Annotated in this window: 10 protein-coding genes; 4 read left to right on the forward strand and 6 right to left on the reverse strand. The window is 76.7% G+C overall.

Going from position 1 to position 16590, the window contains the following annotated elements; genetic code table 11:
* Window positions 1-219 precede the first annotated feature (219 nt).
* From OHA91_RS08865 to OHA91_RS08875, 3 genes are all read right to left on the reverse strand, one after another.
* On the reverse strand, window positions 220-819 hold the full coding sequence (locus tag OHA91_RS08865; RefSeq protein ID WP_031152088.1) for an acyltransferase: 600 nt from the start codon (window positions 817-819) through the stop codon (window positions 220-222).
* 178 nt (window positions 820-997) lie between these two features.
* Window positions 998-1945 (reverse strand): hydrogenase expression/formation protein HypE, encoded by a 948-nt coding sequence (gene hypE, locus OHA91_RS08870; RefSeq protein WP_266493126.1) that lies wholly within the window; start codon window positions 1943-1945, stop codon window positions 998-1000.
* 89 nt (window positions 1946-2034) lie between these two features.
* Window positions 2035-3441 (reverse strand): MFS transporter, encoded by a 1407-nt coding sequence (locus OHA91_RS08875; protein ID WP_328738985.1) that lies wholly within the window; start codon window positions 3439-3441, stop codon window positions 2035-2037.
* Between the two features lie 363 nt (window positions 3442-3804).
* On the opposite strand from OHA91_RS08875, the gene OHA91_RS08880 reads away from it, so the two are divergent.
* Genes OHA91_RS08880 through OHA91_RS08895 form a run of 4 tightly spaced genes read left to right on the forward strand, consistent with a single transcriptional unit; the run spans window position 3805 to window position 11531 of the window.
* The gene (locus OHA91_RS08880) at window positions 3805-4809 is read left to right on the forward strand and encodes an AfsA-related hotdog domain-containing protein (RefSeq protein ID WP_266493122.1); all 1005 of its coding nucleotides are present in this window, start codon (window positions 3805-3807) and stop codon (window positions 4807-4809) included.
* A 5-nt stretch (window positions 4810-4814) separates the two neighbouring features.
* Complete coding sequence (locus OHA91_RS08885) at window positions 4815-7505, forward strand: AfsR/SARP family transcriptional regulator (RefSeq protein ID WP_328738986.1); 2691 nt, start codon at window positions 4815-4817, stop codon at window positions 7503-7505.
* 10 nt (window positions 7506-7515) lie between these two features.
* Complete coding sequence (locus tag OHA91_RS08890) at window positions 7516-9807, forward strand: ATP-binding protein (protein WP_245240135.1); 2292 nt, start codon at window positions 7516-7518, stop codon at window positions 9805-9807.
* On the forward strand, window positions 9798-11531 hold the full coding sequence (locus OHA91_RS08895) for an AMP-binding protein (RefSeq protein ID WP_328738987.1): 1734 nt from the start codon (window positions 9798-9800) through the stop codon (window positions 11529-11531). The genes OHA91_RS08890 and OHA91_RS08895 overlap by 10 nt, the downstream gene beginning before the upstream one ends.
* A gap of 178 nt (window positions 11532-11709) precedes the next feature.
* On the opposite strand, the gene OHA91_RS08900 is transcribed toward OHA91_RS08895, so the two are convergent.
* The 3 genes from OHA91_RS08900 to OHA91_RS08910 all read right to left on the reverse strand — a co-directional run bounded on the left by OHA91_RS08900 (window position 11710) and on the right by OHA91_RS08910 (window position 16536).
* Window positions 11710-12657: a polyprenyl synthetase family protein gene (locus tag OHA91_RS08900; protein ID WP_245240134.1), complete on the reverse strand. Its 948-nt coding sequence runs from the start codon at window positions 12655-12657 to the stop codon at window positions 11710-11712.
* A 209-nt stretch (window positions 12658-12866) separates the two neighbouring features.
* Window positions 12867-15563 carry a helix-turn-helix transcriptional regulator gene (locus OHA91_RS08905; RefSeq protein ID WP_328738988.1) on the reverse strand — a complete coding sequence of 899 codons (2697 nt, stop codon included), beginning with the start codon at window positions 15561-15563 and terminating at the stop codon, window positions 12867-12869.
* A gap of 145 nt (window positions 15564-15708) precedes the next feature.
* Window positions 15709-16536 carry a metallophosphoesterase family protein gene (locus OHA91_RS08910; protein WP_328738989.1) on the reverse strand — a complete coding sequence of 276 codons (828 nt, stop codon included), beginning with the start codon at window positions 16534-16536 and terminating at the stop codon, window positions 15709-15711.
* Window positions 16537-16590 lie beyond the last annotated feature (54 nt).

Genomic DNA, 16590 nt, shown 5'->3' on the forward strand with positions numbered 1-16590 from the left:
GATGCCTCGGACCGGGACACGCGCGCACGGCAATGGCGGCGGGCACGGTGGAACCGCGCTCCGCCGGGCGTTGCCCGCGGTGCCTCGTCGTACACAACCCCCCACTGAACAAGGCCTGTTGCCTGCTCAGATCCCGTGTGCAGGGACACGTTATGCCCACGGATGTTCATTGATTGTGGTTTTGAGGAAATGCTTGTGGCCTAGATTGCCGACATTCCGTCAGTTTCGCTCGGTGAGCGCGCCGTCCTTCTCGTCGTGCAGCGCCCCGGTGCGCGGACACTCCCACGCGCCCGGCTCGCCCTCGCGTTCCACGAGCCGGACCCCCGCCCGGCCCACCCAGCCGATCCGGCGGGCCGGTACCCCGGCCACGAGCGCGAAGTCCGGCACGTCCTTGGAGACCACCGCCCCGGCCGCGACGAGGGCCCAGCGCCCGACGCGCACCCCCGCCACGCACACCGAACGGGCCCCCAGCGAGGCGCCCTCGGCCACCACGACCCCGGCGGCCTCCCAGTCGCCGTCGCGCTTGAGCCCACCGTCGGGGTCGACCGCGCGCGGGTAGAAGTCGTTGGTGAGGACGGCGGCCGGGCCGATGAACACCCCGTCGCCGAGCTCCGCCGGCTCGTACACGAGCGCGTAGTTCTGGAGCTTCACGTGGTCGCCGATCCGTACACCGGGCCCGACGTACGCGCCGCGCCCCACGATGCACCCGCGCCCGAGCCGGGCGTCCTCGCGTATCTGCGCCAGATCCCAGATCGTGGTCCCCTCGCCGAGCTCGGCGCTCTCGTCGACCTGCGAGGTGGGTTGAATGCGGACACTCACGGCGCGGTCCCCTAACGGTTCGCGAGACGTACGGTGCACGGGCGTGCGGATGCACGGATGTGCGGGCGCACGGACGTGCCGGTGTTCAGGTGTACGGAAGTACGCGCCGAGCATATGCGCCGGCGGGCCGCTCCATACGTGGATCAACCGACTGTTCATCCAACGCACTTGGGAACCGTCAGAGGAGGCGTTCGGGAACGGAGCCGGCGGGGACGGTGCGGGTGCGCAGGCGTCCGTCGGGGGAACGGAACTCGACGTCGCCCGTGGGGTCGGCCGTGACCTCGCCGACGACGGCGGCCAGCCGGCCGTGGGGGTGGGCGTGCAGCGCCGCCAGGACCCGGCCGGTGTGCTCGGGCGGGACGAAGAGGCACAGGCAGCCGGCGCACGCCGCGTCCAGGGGGGCGAGGCCCCGGGCGCCGAGGGCCACCCGGGCCTCGTGGCGTACGGGCAGGGCGGACTCGTCGACGCGCAGCGTCAGGCCGCGGCCCGCCGCAGCCTGACGCAGCACCTCCGCCAGGCCGCCCGCGACCACGGTCCGGGCGTGGCGGAGGTCGGCGCTCACCGTCCGCATGAGGCCGGCCAGGGGGGCGCAGTCGCTGGGTACGTGGTGCTCGTAGCCGAGGCCGTCGCGCAACGAGACCAGGTGGGCGGCGTGGCTGCCCAGCGGCCCGGTCACGACGATGCGGTCCCCCGGCCGGACCGCGTGCAGATCCAGGGTGGGACCGGCGCCCAGCACCCCGAACGCGGTCGTGGTGACGAAGACCCGGTCCGCCTCGCCCGCGCGGACGACCTGGGTGTCCACCGCGGCGATGGCGACACCGGCCTCGGCGGCGGCGGTGCGCACCGATGCCGTCAGCCGGTGGACGAGCTCCAGCGGGAGCCCGGCCTCCAGCACGATGCCGAGGGCGATGTGCCGGGGTTCGGCGCCGGTGACGGCCAGTTCGTTGACGGCGCCGCAAACGGCCACCCGGCCGATGTCGCCGTTGCCGAAGAACGGCGGGTCGACGACGTACGTCCCGGTGCGGACGACGACGCTGCGGTCCGGGAGGAGTTCCTCCTCGACCAGGGCGCGCACGCCCGGGCCGAAGCCGACCTGGGCCGCGTCCCATCCCTGTGCGTACGTCACGCCATCCCCCGATGCGCCCGATCCATGATCGCCCCATCATCCTGTGCCTACGGGGCCGCGCCTACCCGTGTCATCCGCGCGGCGGCCGATCAGGGGTCGGTAGGGGCGGGCGGGCGGTCGTACCCGCGCAGCAGGACGACGGCGGCCGCGGTGGCGAGGGCCGGCAGGGCCGCGAATCCGGCCAGCACGCCCAGTTCGGCGGTCGCGCTCTGCTCCGCGGCGCGGCCGGTGCCGGAGGAGACGTAGCCGGAGAGCTGGAGCACGAGCCCGAAGAGGAAGGGGCCGGCGGCGACCCCGAGGCCCTCGCAGGTGGTGAACAGACCGGACAGGACGCCCGCCCGGCGGCTCCCGCCCCGGGTGCCGCCGCGGGCGCCGTCGCGGGCGATGCACTGCGGCAGCATGGCGTACAGGAAGAGCAGTTGGCCGGCGTGGCCGGTGCCGGCGAGGGCCATCACGGCGAGCACCGCGGCGTCGGGCAGCACGGGGGCCGCGAGGAGGAGCAGGCAGCCGGCGGCGAACAGCGCGGACGCCCAGGCGTAGCCGCGGCGGCCGCGCAGCCGCGACCAGAGCGGGACGGTCAGCAGGTTGGGGGCGACGAACGCGACGACGAGGGGGCCCAGACCGGCGGAGTCGCGCAGCACGTGGTCGGCGAAGTACGGGGCGCCCGCGAGCAGGACCCCGGTGGCGGCGGACTGTACGACGGCGCACCGCAGCAGCGCCGTGAAGGACGGGTTGGCGCGGGCGGCGGCGAACTGCCGGCGCAGCCCGGGCCCGCTCTCGGCCACCCGGCGGCGGCCGGGCGGGGCGACACCTGGAGCGCCGGCGGAACCGGGGGTTCCTGCGGTACCGGCGAAGACCCAGAGGGCGCCCAGGGCGATGACCACGGCGCCGAACCCGCCGGCCCATCGGTGCCCGGCGAGGCCGCCGCCCCCGGCGTCGATCAGGGCGGGGGCGGCGGCTCCGGTGACGAGGGCCGCCACCCCGATGACCGCGACCCGCCCGCCGACCAGGCGCATGCGGTCCTCGTCGCGGTCGGCGAGTTCGGCGGGCATGGCCACGTACGGCACCTGGAAGAAGGCGAACGCGGTGGCGGTCAGCAGGTATCCGGCCGCCGTGAACCAGGCTCCCGCGGTGCCCGGCAGCGGACCCGCGAAGGTCAGCGCGAAGGCCGCGGCCATGGCGAGGCCGCCCCACAGGACGTACGGGCGGCGGGCGCCCCACCGGGTGCGGGTGCGGTCGCTGGCCCGGCCGACGAGGGGGTTGAGCAGGGCGTCCCAGGCCTTGGGCACGAATACGACCGCACCCGCGAGCGCGGCGCCCACGCCGAGGGTGTCGGTGAGGTACGGGAGCAGCAGCAGGCCCGGGAGGGTGGTGAAGGTCGCGGTGACGAGGGATCCCGAGGCGTAGCCGAACCGCAGCCGGGCCGGCGGGCCGGCCGGCGGCCCGGGTGCGGACGGTGCCGCGCCTCGCGTGCGCGCGGTCGCTGTGGTGGCCATCGGGGGCTCCCTTCCGGGATCGGGGAGAGCGGGGAACAGCGGAACGGGGAATCGGGGGACCGAAGGAACGGGGTAAAGGGGGAAGCTGCGGGTGCCAGGGCCCCGCGCCCGAAGGGTGGGGGATGCCCCGAAGGGGCGGGGCCCTGGCCGTGTCCGTGAAGTCCCGCCGGTTTCCGGGGAACTCCACGGAAGCTCCCTGGCACCCACACTCCGGCGTGCGGCATGGACCGCGCTAAAGCCCCGGCCCCGCGAGCGGGGCCGACGCGGCCGGACGAGTTCCTGCCATGCACCTTGCTGACACCGGCTCCGGCTGGCCGCCCGCTCCGCGGCCGCCCCACCATGTCTGCAGAGAAGGAGAGGGACATGACAGTCGACAACGGCACGACCTCGCCCCCCGCCATCCATGGACATGCGACCGCGGGCACCCAGCACCTGATCCACCGCCCGCCCTCGCGGGCGTACTACGCCCTCGACGCACCCAGCCTGGGCGAGGAGAACTTCACCCTCGTCGGCGCGACTCCCGTCACCCACCCGCTCTTCAACGACGGCCCCGGCCGCTTCCACGACCTGCAGATCGCGACCGAGACGGTGCGCGAGATCGGCGAGTTCGTCGGCCACCGCTACTTCGGCGTCCCGGACGACCGGCCCGGCCTGTTCTACCGCTTCGCCCTCGACTTCACCGACCTCTCCGCCTGGCGTACGGACGCGGGCGGCCCCCGTCCCGTGCCGCTGGCCACCCACATCCGGGCACGTCCGGCCAACGTCGTGGCCGAGGTGCCGCGCGGGCTCGACTTCCACCTCCAGGTGACCATCGACGGCCGCCCGTGCGCGACCGGCGCGGCCGGCCTCGTCTTCCTCATGCCGAAGCTGTACCGCAAGCACGTGGAGCACTCCCGGCGGGCCCTGCAGGCCGCGCCGGAGATCGACGACGCGCCGGACGGTCCGCTGCTGCCGGCCGACTCCGCCGAGGCGGGCCGCTACGCGCCCGAGAACATCGTGATCAGCGAACCGGCCGACGTCTCGCGCGGCCGGCTGAGCACCTGGCTGCTCCCCACCCCCGTCAGCCCGGTGTTCACCGGCGAGGACGGCCAGTACTCCGGCCTGCACCTGCTGGAGGCGCTGCGCCAGACCTCGCTGGTCGCCGCGGGCCGCACGCACGGGCTGAGCTCCGCGCACAGCACGCTCGGCGCCTGCCAGATCCACTTCCGCGGGCCCGCGGAGCGTGAACTGCCGCTGCGCTGCGTCGCGGTGGCCGGACCGCTCGGGCGCGATGACGAGGGACGGCCGGCCGTCGCGGTCACGCTCACCCTGACCCAGCGGCGGCGTGCCGTGGCCGAGGCCCGCACGACCGTGGTGCAGGACCACTGAGCACCATGCGCTTCGGGATCCTGGGCCCGCTGGAGGTCACCGGCGCCGCGGCCCCGGCGGACGGCCGCCGGGAGCCCTCGTACGCTCCGCAGGCCGCCAAGCTGCGGGTCGTCCTCGGCACCCTGCTGATCCGCGCGAACGAGGTCGTGTCGGTGGAGAGCCTGATCGACGAGCTCTGGCCGGACGCGCCGCCGCGCACCGCGACGACCACGCTCCAGGTGTACGTGTCCCACCTGCGCAAGACCCTCCAGAGCGCCGATCCGGACAACGGCCGCGAGGCCCTGGTCACCCGCCGTCCGGGGTACCTGCTGCGGGTCGGCGCGGACGCCCTCGACGCGCTCGCCTTCGAGGACCTCCACCGGCGCGGCCACCAGGCCCTGCAGACCTCGGACTTCGCCGCCGCGGCCGATCTGCACCGGCGGGCGCTGGCGCTGTGGCGGGGGCCCCTGCTGTCGGACACCCCGCACGGACCGGTGCTGGAGGGCGCCGCCGTGCGGCTGGCCGAGGCGCGCACCGGCGCCCTCGACGAGCGGATCCGGGCCGAACTGCACCTCGGACTGCACCGCGAACTGGTCGCCGAGCTGCAGGAGTTGGTTGCCGAGCACCGGATGCACGAGGAGTTCCACACCCACCTGATGGTGGCGCTGTACCGGTGCGGGCGGCAGGCGGAGGCCCTGCGGGTGTTCACGACGCTGCGGCAGACCCTCGTCGAGGAGCTCGGCATCGAACCGGGCCCGTCGTCGAGCCGGCTCCGCCAGCGCATCCTGGAAGGCGACCCGGCACTGGCGCGCGCCGGGGGCCGTGCTCCCGGTCCGTCGGCCGCGCCGTCCGCCGCGCCGGTGTCCGCGACGGCCGCGACCGGCCGGGACCCGGGGCACGACGGGCTGCCCGCAGCCGTCGCGGACACCGGCGACGGCTCCGTCACGGGTGCCGGCGGCTGGTCCGCGGCGCTCGGCGCGCTGCCGGCCGCCGACCCCTGTTTCACCGGCCGCACGGAGGAACTGGCGGAGCTGGAGCGGCTGCTGCGCAGCGCCCCGGCCGGCGGCTGCGTCGCCGTGACGGGCATGCCGGGCGCGGGCAAGACCGCGCTGGCCGTCGAGGCCGCGCACCGGGTCGCGGACGCCTTCCCCGACGGGCGGCTCTTCCTGGACCTGCGCGGCGGCGCCGGCCCCGGTCTGCCGCCGGCCGCGGGACCGGTCCTGGACCGGCTGGTGCGCGCGTCCGGCGGACCCGGCGCCGCCCCCGCGGACGGCGGCGCGGCGGCTCCCAGGCTGCTGCTGGTCCTGGACGGGGTCGGCTCGGAGACCGAGGTGCGGCCCCTGCTGCCCGTTCTGCGCGGCGCCGTGGTGCTGCTCGTGGCGCGCCGGGTGCCCGCCGGGCTCCCCGGGCTGCGGTCGGTGCTCCTCGGACCGTGGCGCCCCGACGAGGCGCAGCGGCTCGTCGGGCTGTTCACCGGACGCGCGGGGACCCGTGCGGGGACGCTCGGCGCCGCGGCCGCACTGGACGCCGGGCCGGGCCTCGGTCCCGACACGGTCGCCGAGATCGCCGAGCTGTGCGGGCGGCTCCCGCTCGCCGTGCGGACGGCCGCGGCCCAGCTCGCCGCCCGTCCGCACTGGACGGCCGCCGTCCTGGCGGACCGGCTACGGGACGAGGGCGGACGCCTGGACGTGCTGCGCACGGGTGACGTGGACGTCCGCTCGCGCCTCCTCGACGCCTACGCGGCCTGTCCCGACCCGCAGCGGCGGGCCTTCCGGCTGCTGTCCCTGCTGCCGCCGGGCCGGTTCGGTGCCCGGCAGGCCGCGGCCGCCCTGGACCTGACCGAGCCGCAGGCCTCGGCCGCCCTGGAGGCTCTGGCCGACGAGCGGCTGGTGGCTGTGGACCGGGACGGCTGCCGCCTCCCGGAGCTGCTGCGGCTGCTGGCGGTGGAACGGCTGGCGCTGGAGGACCCGCCCGAGGTGGCGCGGGCTGCGGCGGAGCGCGTGTGCCGGGCGTACGCGGACGGCTCCGCGGAGCGGGGCCGCGTCTCGGACTCGGGCGCGCGCGGCCTCGTACGCCTGGCCCGGACCGCGTACGGGGCGGGGCTGTGGGCGCTGACCGTACGGCTGACGGACGCCCTGGCCGGGTGGGTGCCGGACGACGCGGAGGCCGTGTACGCGCTGGCCCTGGACGCGGCGGGGCGGTGCGCGGACCGTGCGGCCCAGGCTCGGATGCGGCGCTCGCTCGGTGAACTCGCCTGGCAGTACCGGCAGGTGGAGCGGGCGCACGAGCTGTTCTCGGGCGCCCTCGGACTGGCCCGGGCGGCCGGTGACGAGGAGGAGGCCGCCCGCGCCCTGGTGGGCCTGGCCGAACTGCGGCTGGACGCCGGGGAGTCTGCGGAGGCCGCGGCGCTGCTGGAGCCCGCGCTCGCCGCCCTGTCGGCGCCGGGCCGTGCCCGGGGCCGGTACGAGGCGAGCCGCGCGCGGGCCCTGCTGGCGCTGGCACAGGAGGGCCGGGAGAGCGCCCGGGCCTGGTTCGGCGAGTGCCTGGAGCTGGCGGGCGCGCTGCGCGACCAGCGGCTGGAGGTGTACGCGCTGCGCTCGCTGCGCGCGCTGAGCCTGCCGCCGCGGGGCGGCTCCGGCCCGGCGTCGCGGGCCGTGGAGATCCGCCCCGGCCTCTGGCGCATCGACCCGGCCGCCGTCCCCGCCAACCCCCTGTGAAAGGAGCACCATGAGCGCGATGGGCACCCTGCCGGCATCGCTCGGCCCGGTGACGGAGCTCGTCGGCCGGGAGCTGGAGGCGGCCATGCTGCGCGAGCGGCTGCGGGACCCCCTGGTACGGCTGGTGACGGTCACCGGGCGGGCCGGGGTGGGCAAGAGCCGGCTGGCGCTGGAGGTCGTGCGGGAGATCGGCGGGGAGTTCGGCCGGGTGGAGGTCCTCGACGCCGGGGCGCCGGACACGCCTTCGGCACTGACCGCAGTGACCGCAGTGACCGGGCTGGCAGGACCGTGTTCGCCGTCCGCGCGGGGCGGGGAGCCCGGCCGGTTCCTGCTGCTGCTCGACGGCTGCGACCACGAGGCGCGTGCGGGCGCCGCCGCGGCCCTGGAGGCCCTCGCCGGTGATCCGCGGGTGGTGGTGCTGGCCACGGCCGTGGAACCGCTCGGGGTGTACGGGGAGTTGCTGCTGCCGCTGGCCCCGCTGCCGGTCCCCGGACCCGTGCGCGGTCCGGCCGGCGGGGCCGCGGCCGATCCGCAGGAGCTCGCGGAAGTGGCCTCGGTGGAGCTGTTCGTACGGCGGGCCCGGGCCGCCGACCCGGCCTTCGCGCTCACCCTGGAGAACGCCGGGGCCGTCGCCGAGATCTGCACGCTGCTGGACGGTCTGCCGCTCGCCGTCGAACTCGCCGCGCGCCGACTGCGGCTGCTGCCCCCGCACCTGCTGCCGGTACGGCTGCGGGACCGTACGACCGTCCTGTCCGGCGGGCCGGCGAACGCGCCCGAGCGGCACCGCTCGCTGGCCGCGCTCGCCGAATGGAGCTGCCGCGGCCTGGACGCCCCGGCCCGCGCCCTGCTGGGCCGGCTGGCCGTGTACGAGCCGGGCTTCGGCCTGTCGGCGGCGGGGCTGTCGGCCGAACCGGCCGTGGACACGCTGATGGACCGCGGCCTGCTCGTCGTGGTGGGCGAGGAGCAGGGGGAACTGCGCCTCGCCGTCTCCGAGCCCGTACGCTCCCACGCGCGCGAGGTGCTGGCCCAGGCGGGCGAGGAGGACGCCGCCCGGGACGCGCACGCCGAGCGCTACCGGACGCTGGTGGGCTCCGCGCAGGCCGGGCTCGGCGGGACCGGCCAGGACCACCTCCTGCGGGAGCTGGCGGCCGAGGGCGCCAACGTGACCGCGGCCCTGCGGCGGCTGCGCGAGCGGGGCGACGGCGAGGCGGCTGCCGCCCTGGTCCTCGGCTGCCGCCTGCCCTGGCTGGCGCAGGGAAGGCTGCGGGAGGGCCTGGAGTGGTGCGACGAGAGCGATGGGGCGGGCGGTGCGGTGCTGCCGGAGGCCGTGCGGGCCCGTCTCGCCGACATGTCCGGCGTCTTCGCGCTGGCCCTGGGCGATCCGCAGGAGGCGGTCCGCCGCCACCGCCGCGCCCTCGCCCTGGGCAAGGGCGTGGGCGACCGGCGGCAGAACGCCCTCGTCTCCGCGCACCTCGGCGCCGCCCTGCTGGCGGCCGGCGATCCGCCGGGGGCGCGGGCCGTGCTGGTGACCGCGCTCAGCGCGCTGGAGTCGATGGGCGTCACCGGGGGTGCGGCCGGTGCGGCCGCTTCGCTGGCCGGCGTCCTGCGCGCCGAGGGCGACCGGCGCCGGGCCCAGGAGCTGCTGGACCGGGCGGTGGAGGCGCTGCGGCGGACCCGGGACGGGCGGGGCCTCGCGGGTGCCCTGCGCACGGAGGCCGCGCTCGCCCTCGACGGCGACGAGCCGGCCCGGGCCGACCGGGCGCTGCGGGAGAGCCTGCGGCTCTACGGGGAGGTCGGCGAGCGGAGCGAACTGCCGGGGCTGCTGGAGGAGTTCTCCCTGCTGCTGATGCGCACCGCGCCCGCCCAGCGGCCGCGGACGGTACGGCTGCTGGCCGCGGCCGACACCCTGCGCGCCGAGACAGGCGCCGCGGTGGCGGACGAGTGGCGCTCGGCGGCCGAGCGGGCCCGTACGGATCTCGGCGCCCGCCTTGACTGGACGGACTTCGCGGTGGCCTGGGCGGAGGGCGTACGGATGACCGCGCCGCAGGCGGTGGCGGAGGCTCTGGCGGCGCCCGCGCCCGCGCGCCGCCCGACGACCGGACCGGCCCCCGAGGACCAGTCGCTCACCCCGCGCCAGGTCCAGGTGGCGCTGCTGGTCTCGGAAGGCATGACGAACCGTCAGATAGCGGCCAGGCTGGACATATCCGAGTGGACCGTGGTCAACCACGTACGGCAGGTCATGCGCCGCCTGGGCTGCTCCTCGCGGGTGCAGGTCGCGGGGGCGGTGGGCAGATGGACCTGACGAGCCCGGCGGGCACCGCCCGTACGGCCGGCCGCCCGGGGCGCGCCGCCGCGCGGCCGCTGGACCTGGCGCCGCCCGCCGAGGTCGCGGCCCGGTTCCGGGCCGCCGGCCGGTGGCGCGGGGAGACCTTCCTGGACGACCTGTACCGTACGGCCGCCCGTGCGCCGCAGCGCCCCGCGATCGTCTCCGAGCGCGCCCACCGCCCCGCCGGCCGGCGCCTGGTCACGGTCACCTACGCCCAGCTCGCCGCGTACGTGGACCGGTTCGCCGCCGCCCTGTCGTCCCTCGGTGTCGTAGCGGGCGACCCGGTCGCCTACCAGCTGCCGAACTGGTGGGAGACCACGGCCCTCACCCTGGCCTGCCTGCGGATCGGCGCGGTCGCGGTGCCGGTGCTGCCGACCGTGCGGGCCCGCGGCCTGCACCGGATCCTGGACGGCACCCGGGCGCGGATCTGCGTGGTGCCCGACGTCTGGGAGGGCTTCGCGCACGCCGAGGCCCTGGCGGACCTGGCCGGGCGGCTGCCGTGGCTGCGCCACCGCGTCGTCGTGGGGGACGCGGCGGCGACCGGAGCGGTGGACTTCACCGCGTACTTCCGGCGGACCGCGCACGAACGCACGGCGGCGGGCCTGCGCAGCGGGCCGCGCGGCGGACGGGCCGACCGGCCGGCCCTGCTGATCAGCGTCATGGGGCTGCGGGACTCCTACACCTCGGTGCTGCACTCCCCCAACACCCTGTACGCCAACATCTCCGCCCAGAGCGCGCCCGACGGGCCCGGACGGCGGCCGGGCGAGGCCTTCCTCAGCACCCTGCCGCTCACCTCGCTGGCCTCCCTGATCTACACGGTGTGCTGGCCGCTGGCCGTGGGCGGGACCGGGGTGTTCCAGGACGTGTGGGATCCGGGCCGGTGCCTGGACCTGATGGCGGCGGCCGGGGTGGACCAGGTATACGCCGAACCGGCCTACCTCGCCGAGCTGGTGACGGCGCAGCGCCGCCGGCCCCGGGCGGCGCGGCGGCTGCGGCTCGTACTGTCGGGGGGCCGCACGAGTACGCCGGCGCCGCTCGCCGAGGAGCTGCGCGAGGTGTTCGGGGTACCGGTGCTCTCCGTGTGGGGGGCTCCCGAGCTGGGGATGGGCGCGCTCTCCGGGAGCGGTGGCGGGGACCGGGACGGTGACGGGGTCCGGCCGCTGGGCGGGCTGGAGGTGTCGGCCGCGCACGCGGGCTCGGCGCTGGAGGTCCGCGGCCCGTCGGTCTGCCTGGCCACCTGGCGGCACGGCGCCCCGGCGCCGGTGGCGACCTGGGAGCACGGGGACGGCTGGCTGGACACGGGTGACCTGGCGGCGGCCGACCGGGACGGCGGGATACGGGTCCTGGCCCGGGCCGGCACGCGGACCGGCGCCATTTTCATGGTGCCGGTCTCCGAGGTGGAGGAGCGGCTGCTGGCCCACCCCCGGGTGCGGGAGGCCGCGGTGGTGGCCTACACCGACCCGGAGCACGGTGAGCTGCCGTGCGCCGTCGTGGTCCCGGCCGCCGAGGACGGCCCGCCGGGACCGGCCGAGCTCCGCGAGCACCTCGTCTCCCTGGGCGTCGCGGAGGCCTTTCTGCCCACCCGGCTGGAGATCGTCGGGGCGCTGCCCCGCGACGACCGCGGCCGCCTGCGCCGAGAGGCCCTGCGGAGCTGGCTGACCCGCCTCCGCCCGGGCACCCCCCGACCTACCCCGACCTGATCCCGCGCCCCGCACCACCCGCCGGACCGGCGCCCGCGAGGCCGGGCCCGGGTGCCGGACGGGAGGCCGGGGGCGGATCCGGGCGCGGGCCGGAAGGCGGCCACCGGGCAAGGGGCCGGTCCGGGGCCGAAGGCAGGGGGCCGAAGGGCGGGGCTTCGTCCCGGACGACGGGACAGCGTCAGCCGGCGATCTCGCGGGCGAGGGCGCCGAGTTCGTCGCGCCATGCGGGTGCGATCCGGGCTCCGGCCACGGCCTTGTCGGCGCGGACCACGAGCGCCGCTATCGTCTCCTCGGCCCGTTCCCGCGCCTGGGCGTCGAAGAACACGTCGCGCAGGAACTGCGCGTCGCCGTCGAAGCCCGGGCCCCCGCCGAGGAACCCGCGGATCCGCCAGGCCGCATGCAGGGCTCGCGCGTACTCCTCGTAGGCCTCGCGGACGTCGTCGCGGCCCGCGAGCGCGGCGCCGATCAGCAGCGCGTGGCGCAGCCCGTACCAGCCCGCGCCGCAGCCGGTGGCACAGCCGTCGAGGCACTGGCCGGGCCAGGCGTCGTCGAGGTACTCGGTGGCCGCGGCGGCCTCCATGTGCGAGCCGATCGCCCGCTCGACGCGCAGGTCGTCCCACAACGTGCGGGCCCCGGGCGGCAGTCCGGCGGCGAGCCGGTCCCCGTAGGCGAGGGTGAGGTCGCCCGCGAGCACGGCGGTGCCCTCGCCGAACCGGCGCGGCTCGCCGCGCCAGCCGTTGCGCTCGTGTTCGGCGGCGTGGCTGATGTGCAGGGTCGGGATGCCGCGGCGCAGCGGGGTGTTGTCCCGTACGTCCGCGCGGATCACCCAGCAGGTGTCGAGGAGTTCGAGGGCGGCGGCCGCCGCGAGGGCGTCCTCCGCCTCGGGGTCGCCGCCGGCGGCGAGGTATCCGGTGAGGCAGATGGCGGGGCGGGCGCGTTCGCCGCCGGCCTGGATGAGCTCGGCCACCCCCATCACCAGGACGGCGCTGCGCGGATCGGAGGTGCGCCGGCCGCGGTGCTCCTGCGCGAGGAGCTTCGCCAGCTCCTCCTCGACCCGGTCGAGCATGGCGTCGCGGAGCTCTCCGGGCGACGCGGTGCGCCACGGCTGGTCGTGTGTTGTGGTCATGGTGCCCTCCCTGCGGGCTACGGCTCATGACCGACTTTCCCGGACGCGGCGCGCGGAAGCCACCCGTTCGGGGTTCGGAGGCGGGAACGGGCGGTGCGGCGGGGCCCCTCCGTGCCAGATGTCTGTCACGGGCCGGCCGGTCGGGCCGGGCTTGCCATGACCTTGCCATGGCGGGCTCTCCCGGCCCCCTGCCCGCCCCGCTGCCCGCCTCAGGCGCGCTCTCCGGCGCCCGCGGGGTCGAGGTCGACCGGCAGCGCCTGCCGGCCGGGGATGTTCAGCTTGCGGTAGACCCGGGTGAGGTGCTGCTCCACCGTGCTGACGGTGATGTAGAGCTTCTTGGCGATCTCCCGGTTGGTGTGGCCGTGCACCGCGAGCAGCGCCACCCGCCGCTCCGACTCGCTGAGGCTCGCGACCAGTCCGGCGTCCGGGGTCCCGGTCCCGCCCGCTTCGTCGGTGTCGTCCTCGGTGTGGCCGGGGAGGATCCTCTCGCGCAGGGCGTCGGCCCCGCAGGTCTTCGCGAGGTGCCAGGCCTTGCGCTGGACCATGGCCGCCCGCGCCGGTTCGCCGGCCTCGCGCAGGGCTTGTCCGAAGTCGGCCATGGCGCGGGCCAGTTCGTACTTGTCGCCCGAGCGCTGGAGGTCGTCGACGGCCCTGGCCAGCATCGCCTGGCGTTCCCCGGGGCCACGCAGGGACGCCCGCAGCCGCAGGGAGGTGCCGCGCACCCAGGGGTCGGCGGCGTCCCGTGTGGTGAGCTGGTCCGCGAGGAAGCGCTCGGCCCGGTGCGCCTCGCCGAGCCGGAGCAGGGCCTCGGCCGCGTCCGCGCGCCAGGGCAGGACCCGGGGCCGGTCCAGGCCCCAGAGCTTCGCGTGCCGGCCGATGTCCAGGAAGTCGCCGAGGGCCGCGTGGAAGCGGCTCGTCGCCAGGGCGTGGTGGCCCCTGGCTCGCAGGTACGCCAGTCCGTGCACGCCTCCCGCGTGCTCCGCGGGCGCGGGCCGGGTCAGGACGGTCTCCGCCTCCTCCAGCCGGCCCATCGCGGTGTACGCCCGCGCCAGGGTGCCCGCCAGTGCGCCGAGCAGCACGCTGGTGCCCCGGGCGGGCGCCGCCCGCAGGGCCCCCTCGGCGGTTTCCGCGGCGCCCGTCAGGTCGCCCAGGCGCAGCCGGGCCTCGGCGGTGAGTCCCGCGAACACGGCCAGCCAGCCGGTGGCTCCGCGCCGGGCCGCCTGGTGGGCGAACTCCTCGCACCAGGGCAGTGCCCGGGCAGCGCCGTCCAGGTGGAGCAGGGTGCGCAGGGCCTGGGCCACCGGTTCCACGGTGCCCTCGGCGAGGGTGGCGCCCCGTAGGAACAGCTCGGCCGAGCGGGCTGCGGCGCCCTCCTCCGCCTCGACGGGGAGCGCCCACAGGGCCGCCGGGTGGACGGTGGTCCCGGTGGTCCCGGTGGTCCGGACGGCCGGGTGCGAACCGGGCTCCGCAGGGGGACGCCGGCGGCCCGCGGCCCACCGGGGGAACGCCGACAGGCCGTCCAGAGGGTCGCCTCCGGGGGCGGCGCCGCGCCGTGCACCGTCGGCCGCCAGGCGTTCCAGTACGTCGGCGGACTCGTCGACGCGGCCCTGCGCGGCCAGTGCCCTGGCCAGGGGGGCGAGGGCGCGCGGACCGAGCTGCCCGGCGGTCGCGGCGGCCAGGGGGGCCGCGAGGCGGTGTTCGGCGGCGGCCGGGTCGGTGCGGCCCAGCACGACGCCGAGCCGGATGTCCACCTCGGCGCGGGAGGTGGCGTCCGGGCATGCCTCGTGGGCGAGCCCCAGCAGTGCCGCGGCCCGGTCGGTGTCCCCCTCGGCCGCGTGCCGGTCCGCGGCGGAGCGCAGGACGGGCAGGGACCACTCCGGGCGCGTGTCGCGTGCGGCGAGGAGCTGTCCGGCGACCTCGGTGTCGGCAGCGCCCGCCGCGTGCGCCAGCCGGGCGGCCTCCGCGTGCAGGGCCGACCGGGCGGCGGGGTCCATCCCGTCCAGCACGGCGGCCCGGGCGGCCGGGTGGCGCAGCCCCTGGCGCCCTGCGGGGGCGAGCAGTCCGGCGTCCTCCAGGGCCGTGAGGGCGCGGGCGGCGGTGGTCTCGGCGGTGCCGCTGAGCCGTGCGAGGTGCGCGGGCGTGGCCAGGCCGTCCAGTACGGCGATCGCACCGGCCAGTTCGGGGGTGGCGGGGCCGCAGCGGTGCAGGCAGGCGAGGACGGCCTGGGCGTAGGCGTCGCCGGGCCGGCCCTGCGGGTCCTGGAGCAGGGCCCGCAGCAGCAGCGGGTTGCCGCCGCTGGCCTCGTGGAGCTGGGCGGCCTGCGCCTCGGTGCGGCCGGGCAGCAGGGCGTGGACGGCGTCGGGGGTGAGCCGCCGCAGGCGCAGGCGGACGAAGTGGGGAAGGCGCAGGAGTTCGGTGCGCAGCAGCGGGTCGTGGTGTTCGTGCGGGGACGCCGCCAGGACCAGCAGGACGGGGGCGCGGCGGGTCGCGTGCGCGAGGTGGAGCAGGTGGCGGCCGGAGGGCTCGTCGACGTGGTGCAGGTCGTCCACGCAGATCACCACGGGTGCGGTGGTGCTCAGTTCGCGGACGGCGACGGCCAGGTCCCGCAGGGCCAGGGGGTCTTCGGCCTCGTCCGGCGACGACGGCACGGGCAGCGCGCCGGGCGGGGCGTCGGCGGCCAGCCGGCGCAGGACGCCGAGGGCGCGGCCGCGTTCGGCGGCGCTGCCGCCGGCCCGCAGCACGAGGGCGCCGAGGTTCTCGGCGTGCGCGGCGGCCGTTTCGAGGAATTCGCTCTTTCCGCAGCCGACGGCCCCTTCCACGAGGAGCAATCCGGCATTTCCTTCGGCGCAGCCGTCGAGCAGCGCTTCCAATAAGGACAGTTCCTCGGCACGGCGGAACGGCAGCATGAAAATCCCCCAGGGCCCCCGCCCCGGATATTCGAAATGGGAACTCAAATACCGAACGGGGATGTTCGAGCGTGGCGCGAGCAAGAATTCGCGATCAGTCTAGGGGCCGGATCCGTACCCGGTGGTGTCCGGAAGTTGCCTGGCATCAATCCCCGCGTCCGGGGGCCGGGAAGATCCGGCGGGGGATATTCCGCGGGTGGCCGGGCCGCTGCCACTCGCGCGGGTAGCCGACGGAGACCTCCTCGAAGCGGACGCCGTCGTACCAGGTGGTGCGCGGGATGTGCAGGTGGCCGTAGACGACGGCGGCGGCCCGGAAGCGGACGTGCCAGTCGGCGGTGAGCTCGGTGCCGCACCACTGGGCGAACTCGGGGTGGCGCAGTACGTCCGTGGGGGCGCGGACCAGCGGGAAGTGGTTGACGAGGACCGTGCGCAGGTCGGGGCCGCACGCGGCCAGCCGCGCTTCGGTGGCGGCGACCCGGGCCCGGCACCAGGCCTCGCGGGAGGCGTAGGGGTCGGGGTGCAGCATGAACTCGTCGGAGCACACCACCCCGGCCTCGTAGGCCTGTTCCAGGGCCTGTTCCCTGGTGGCGGCGGTGCGCGTGCGGAAGCTGTAGTCGTACAGCAGGAAGAGCGGGGCCACGACGAGCGGGCCGCCGGGCCCGGACCAGACGGGGTAGGGGTCCTCCGGTGTGTGCACGCCGAAGGACCGGCAGATCTCGACGAGCCGCCGGTAGCGCGCCTCGCCGCGCAGGGGCTCGGGGTCGTCCCGGACGGTCCACAGTTCGTGGTTGCCGGGCGCCCACACCACGGTGGCGTAGCGCCGGGTGAGGAGGTCGAGCACCCACCGGAGATCGTCGAGTGACTCGCTCACGTCGCCGGCCACGATGAGCCAGTCGGCGGGACTGTCGGGATAGAGGTCCTCGACGATCCGGCGGTTCTCCGGGAATCCGACATGGAGGTCGCTGATACCCATGAGGTTTCCGTGCGGCATTCCGTGAGTGTGGACGGTCGGTGATCGCGTGAACAC

Origin of the sequence: Streptomyces erythrochromogenes, assembly GCF_036170895.1 — a bacterium.
Classification (GTDB): domain Bacteria; phylum Actinomycetota; class Actinomycetes; order Streptomycetales; family Streptomycetaceae; genus Streptomyces; species Streptomyces erythrochromogenes.

Coding starts and splice junctions, on each gene's coding strand:
- OHA91_RS08875 (WP_328738985.1), bottom strand. CDS start 3,441: ATGGCCACCACAGCGACCGCGCGCACGCGAGGCGCGGCACCGTCCGCA.
- OHA91_RS08900 (WP_245240134.1), bottom strand. CDS start 12,657: ATGACCACAACACACGACCAGCCGTGGCGCACCGCGTCGCCCGGAGAG.
- OHA91_RS08885 (WP_328738986.1), top strand. CDS start 4,815: ATGCGCTTCGGGATCCTGGGCCCGCTGGAGGTCACCGGCGCCGCGGCC.
- OHA91_RS08880 (WP_266493122.1), top strand. CDS start 3,805: ATGACAGTCGACAACGGCACGACCTCGCCCCCCGCCATCCATGGACAT.
- OHA91_RS08895 (WP_328738987.1), top strand. CDS start 9,798: ATGGACCTGACGAGCCCGGCGGGCACCGCCCGTACGGCCGGCCGCCCG.
- OHA91_RS08905 (WP_328738988.1), bottom strand. CDS start 15,563: ATGCTGCCGTTCCGCCGTGCCGAGGAACTGTCCTTATTGGAAGCGCTG.
- OHA91_RS08890 (WP_245240135.1), top strand. CDS start 7,516: ATGAGCGCGATGGGCACCCTGCCGGCATCGCTCGGCCCGGTGACGGAG.
- OHA91_RS08910 (WP_328738989.1), bottom strand. CDS start 16,536: ATGGGTATCAGCGACCTCCATGTCGGATTCCCGGAGAACCGCCGGATC.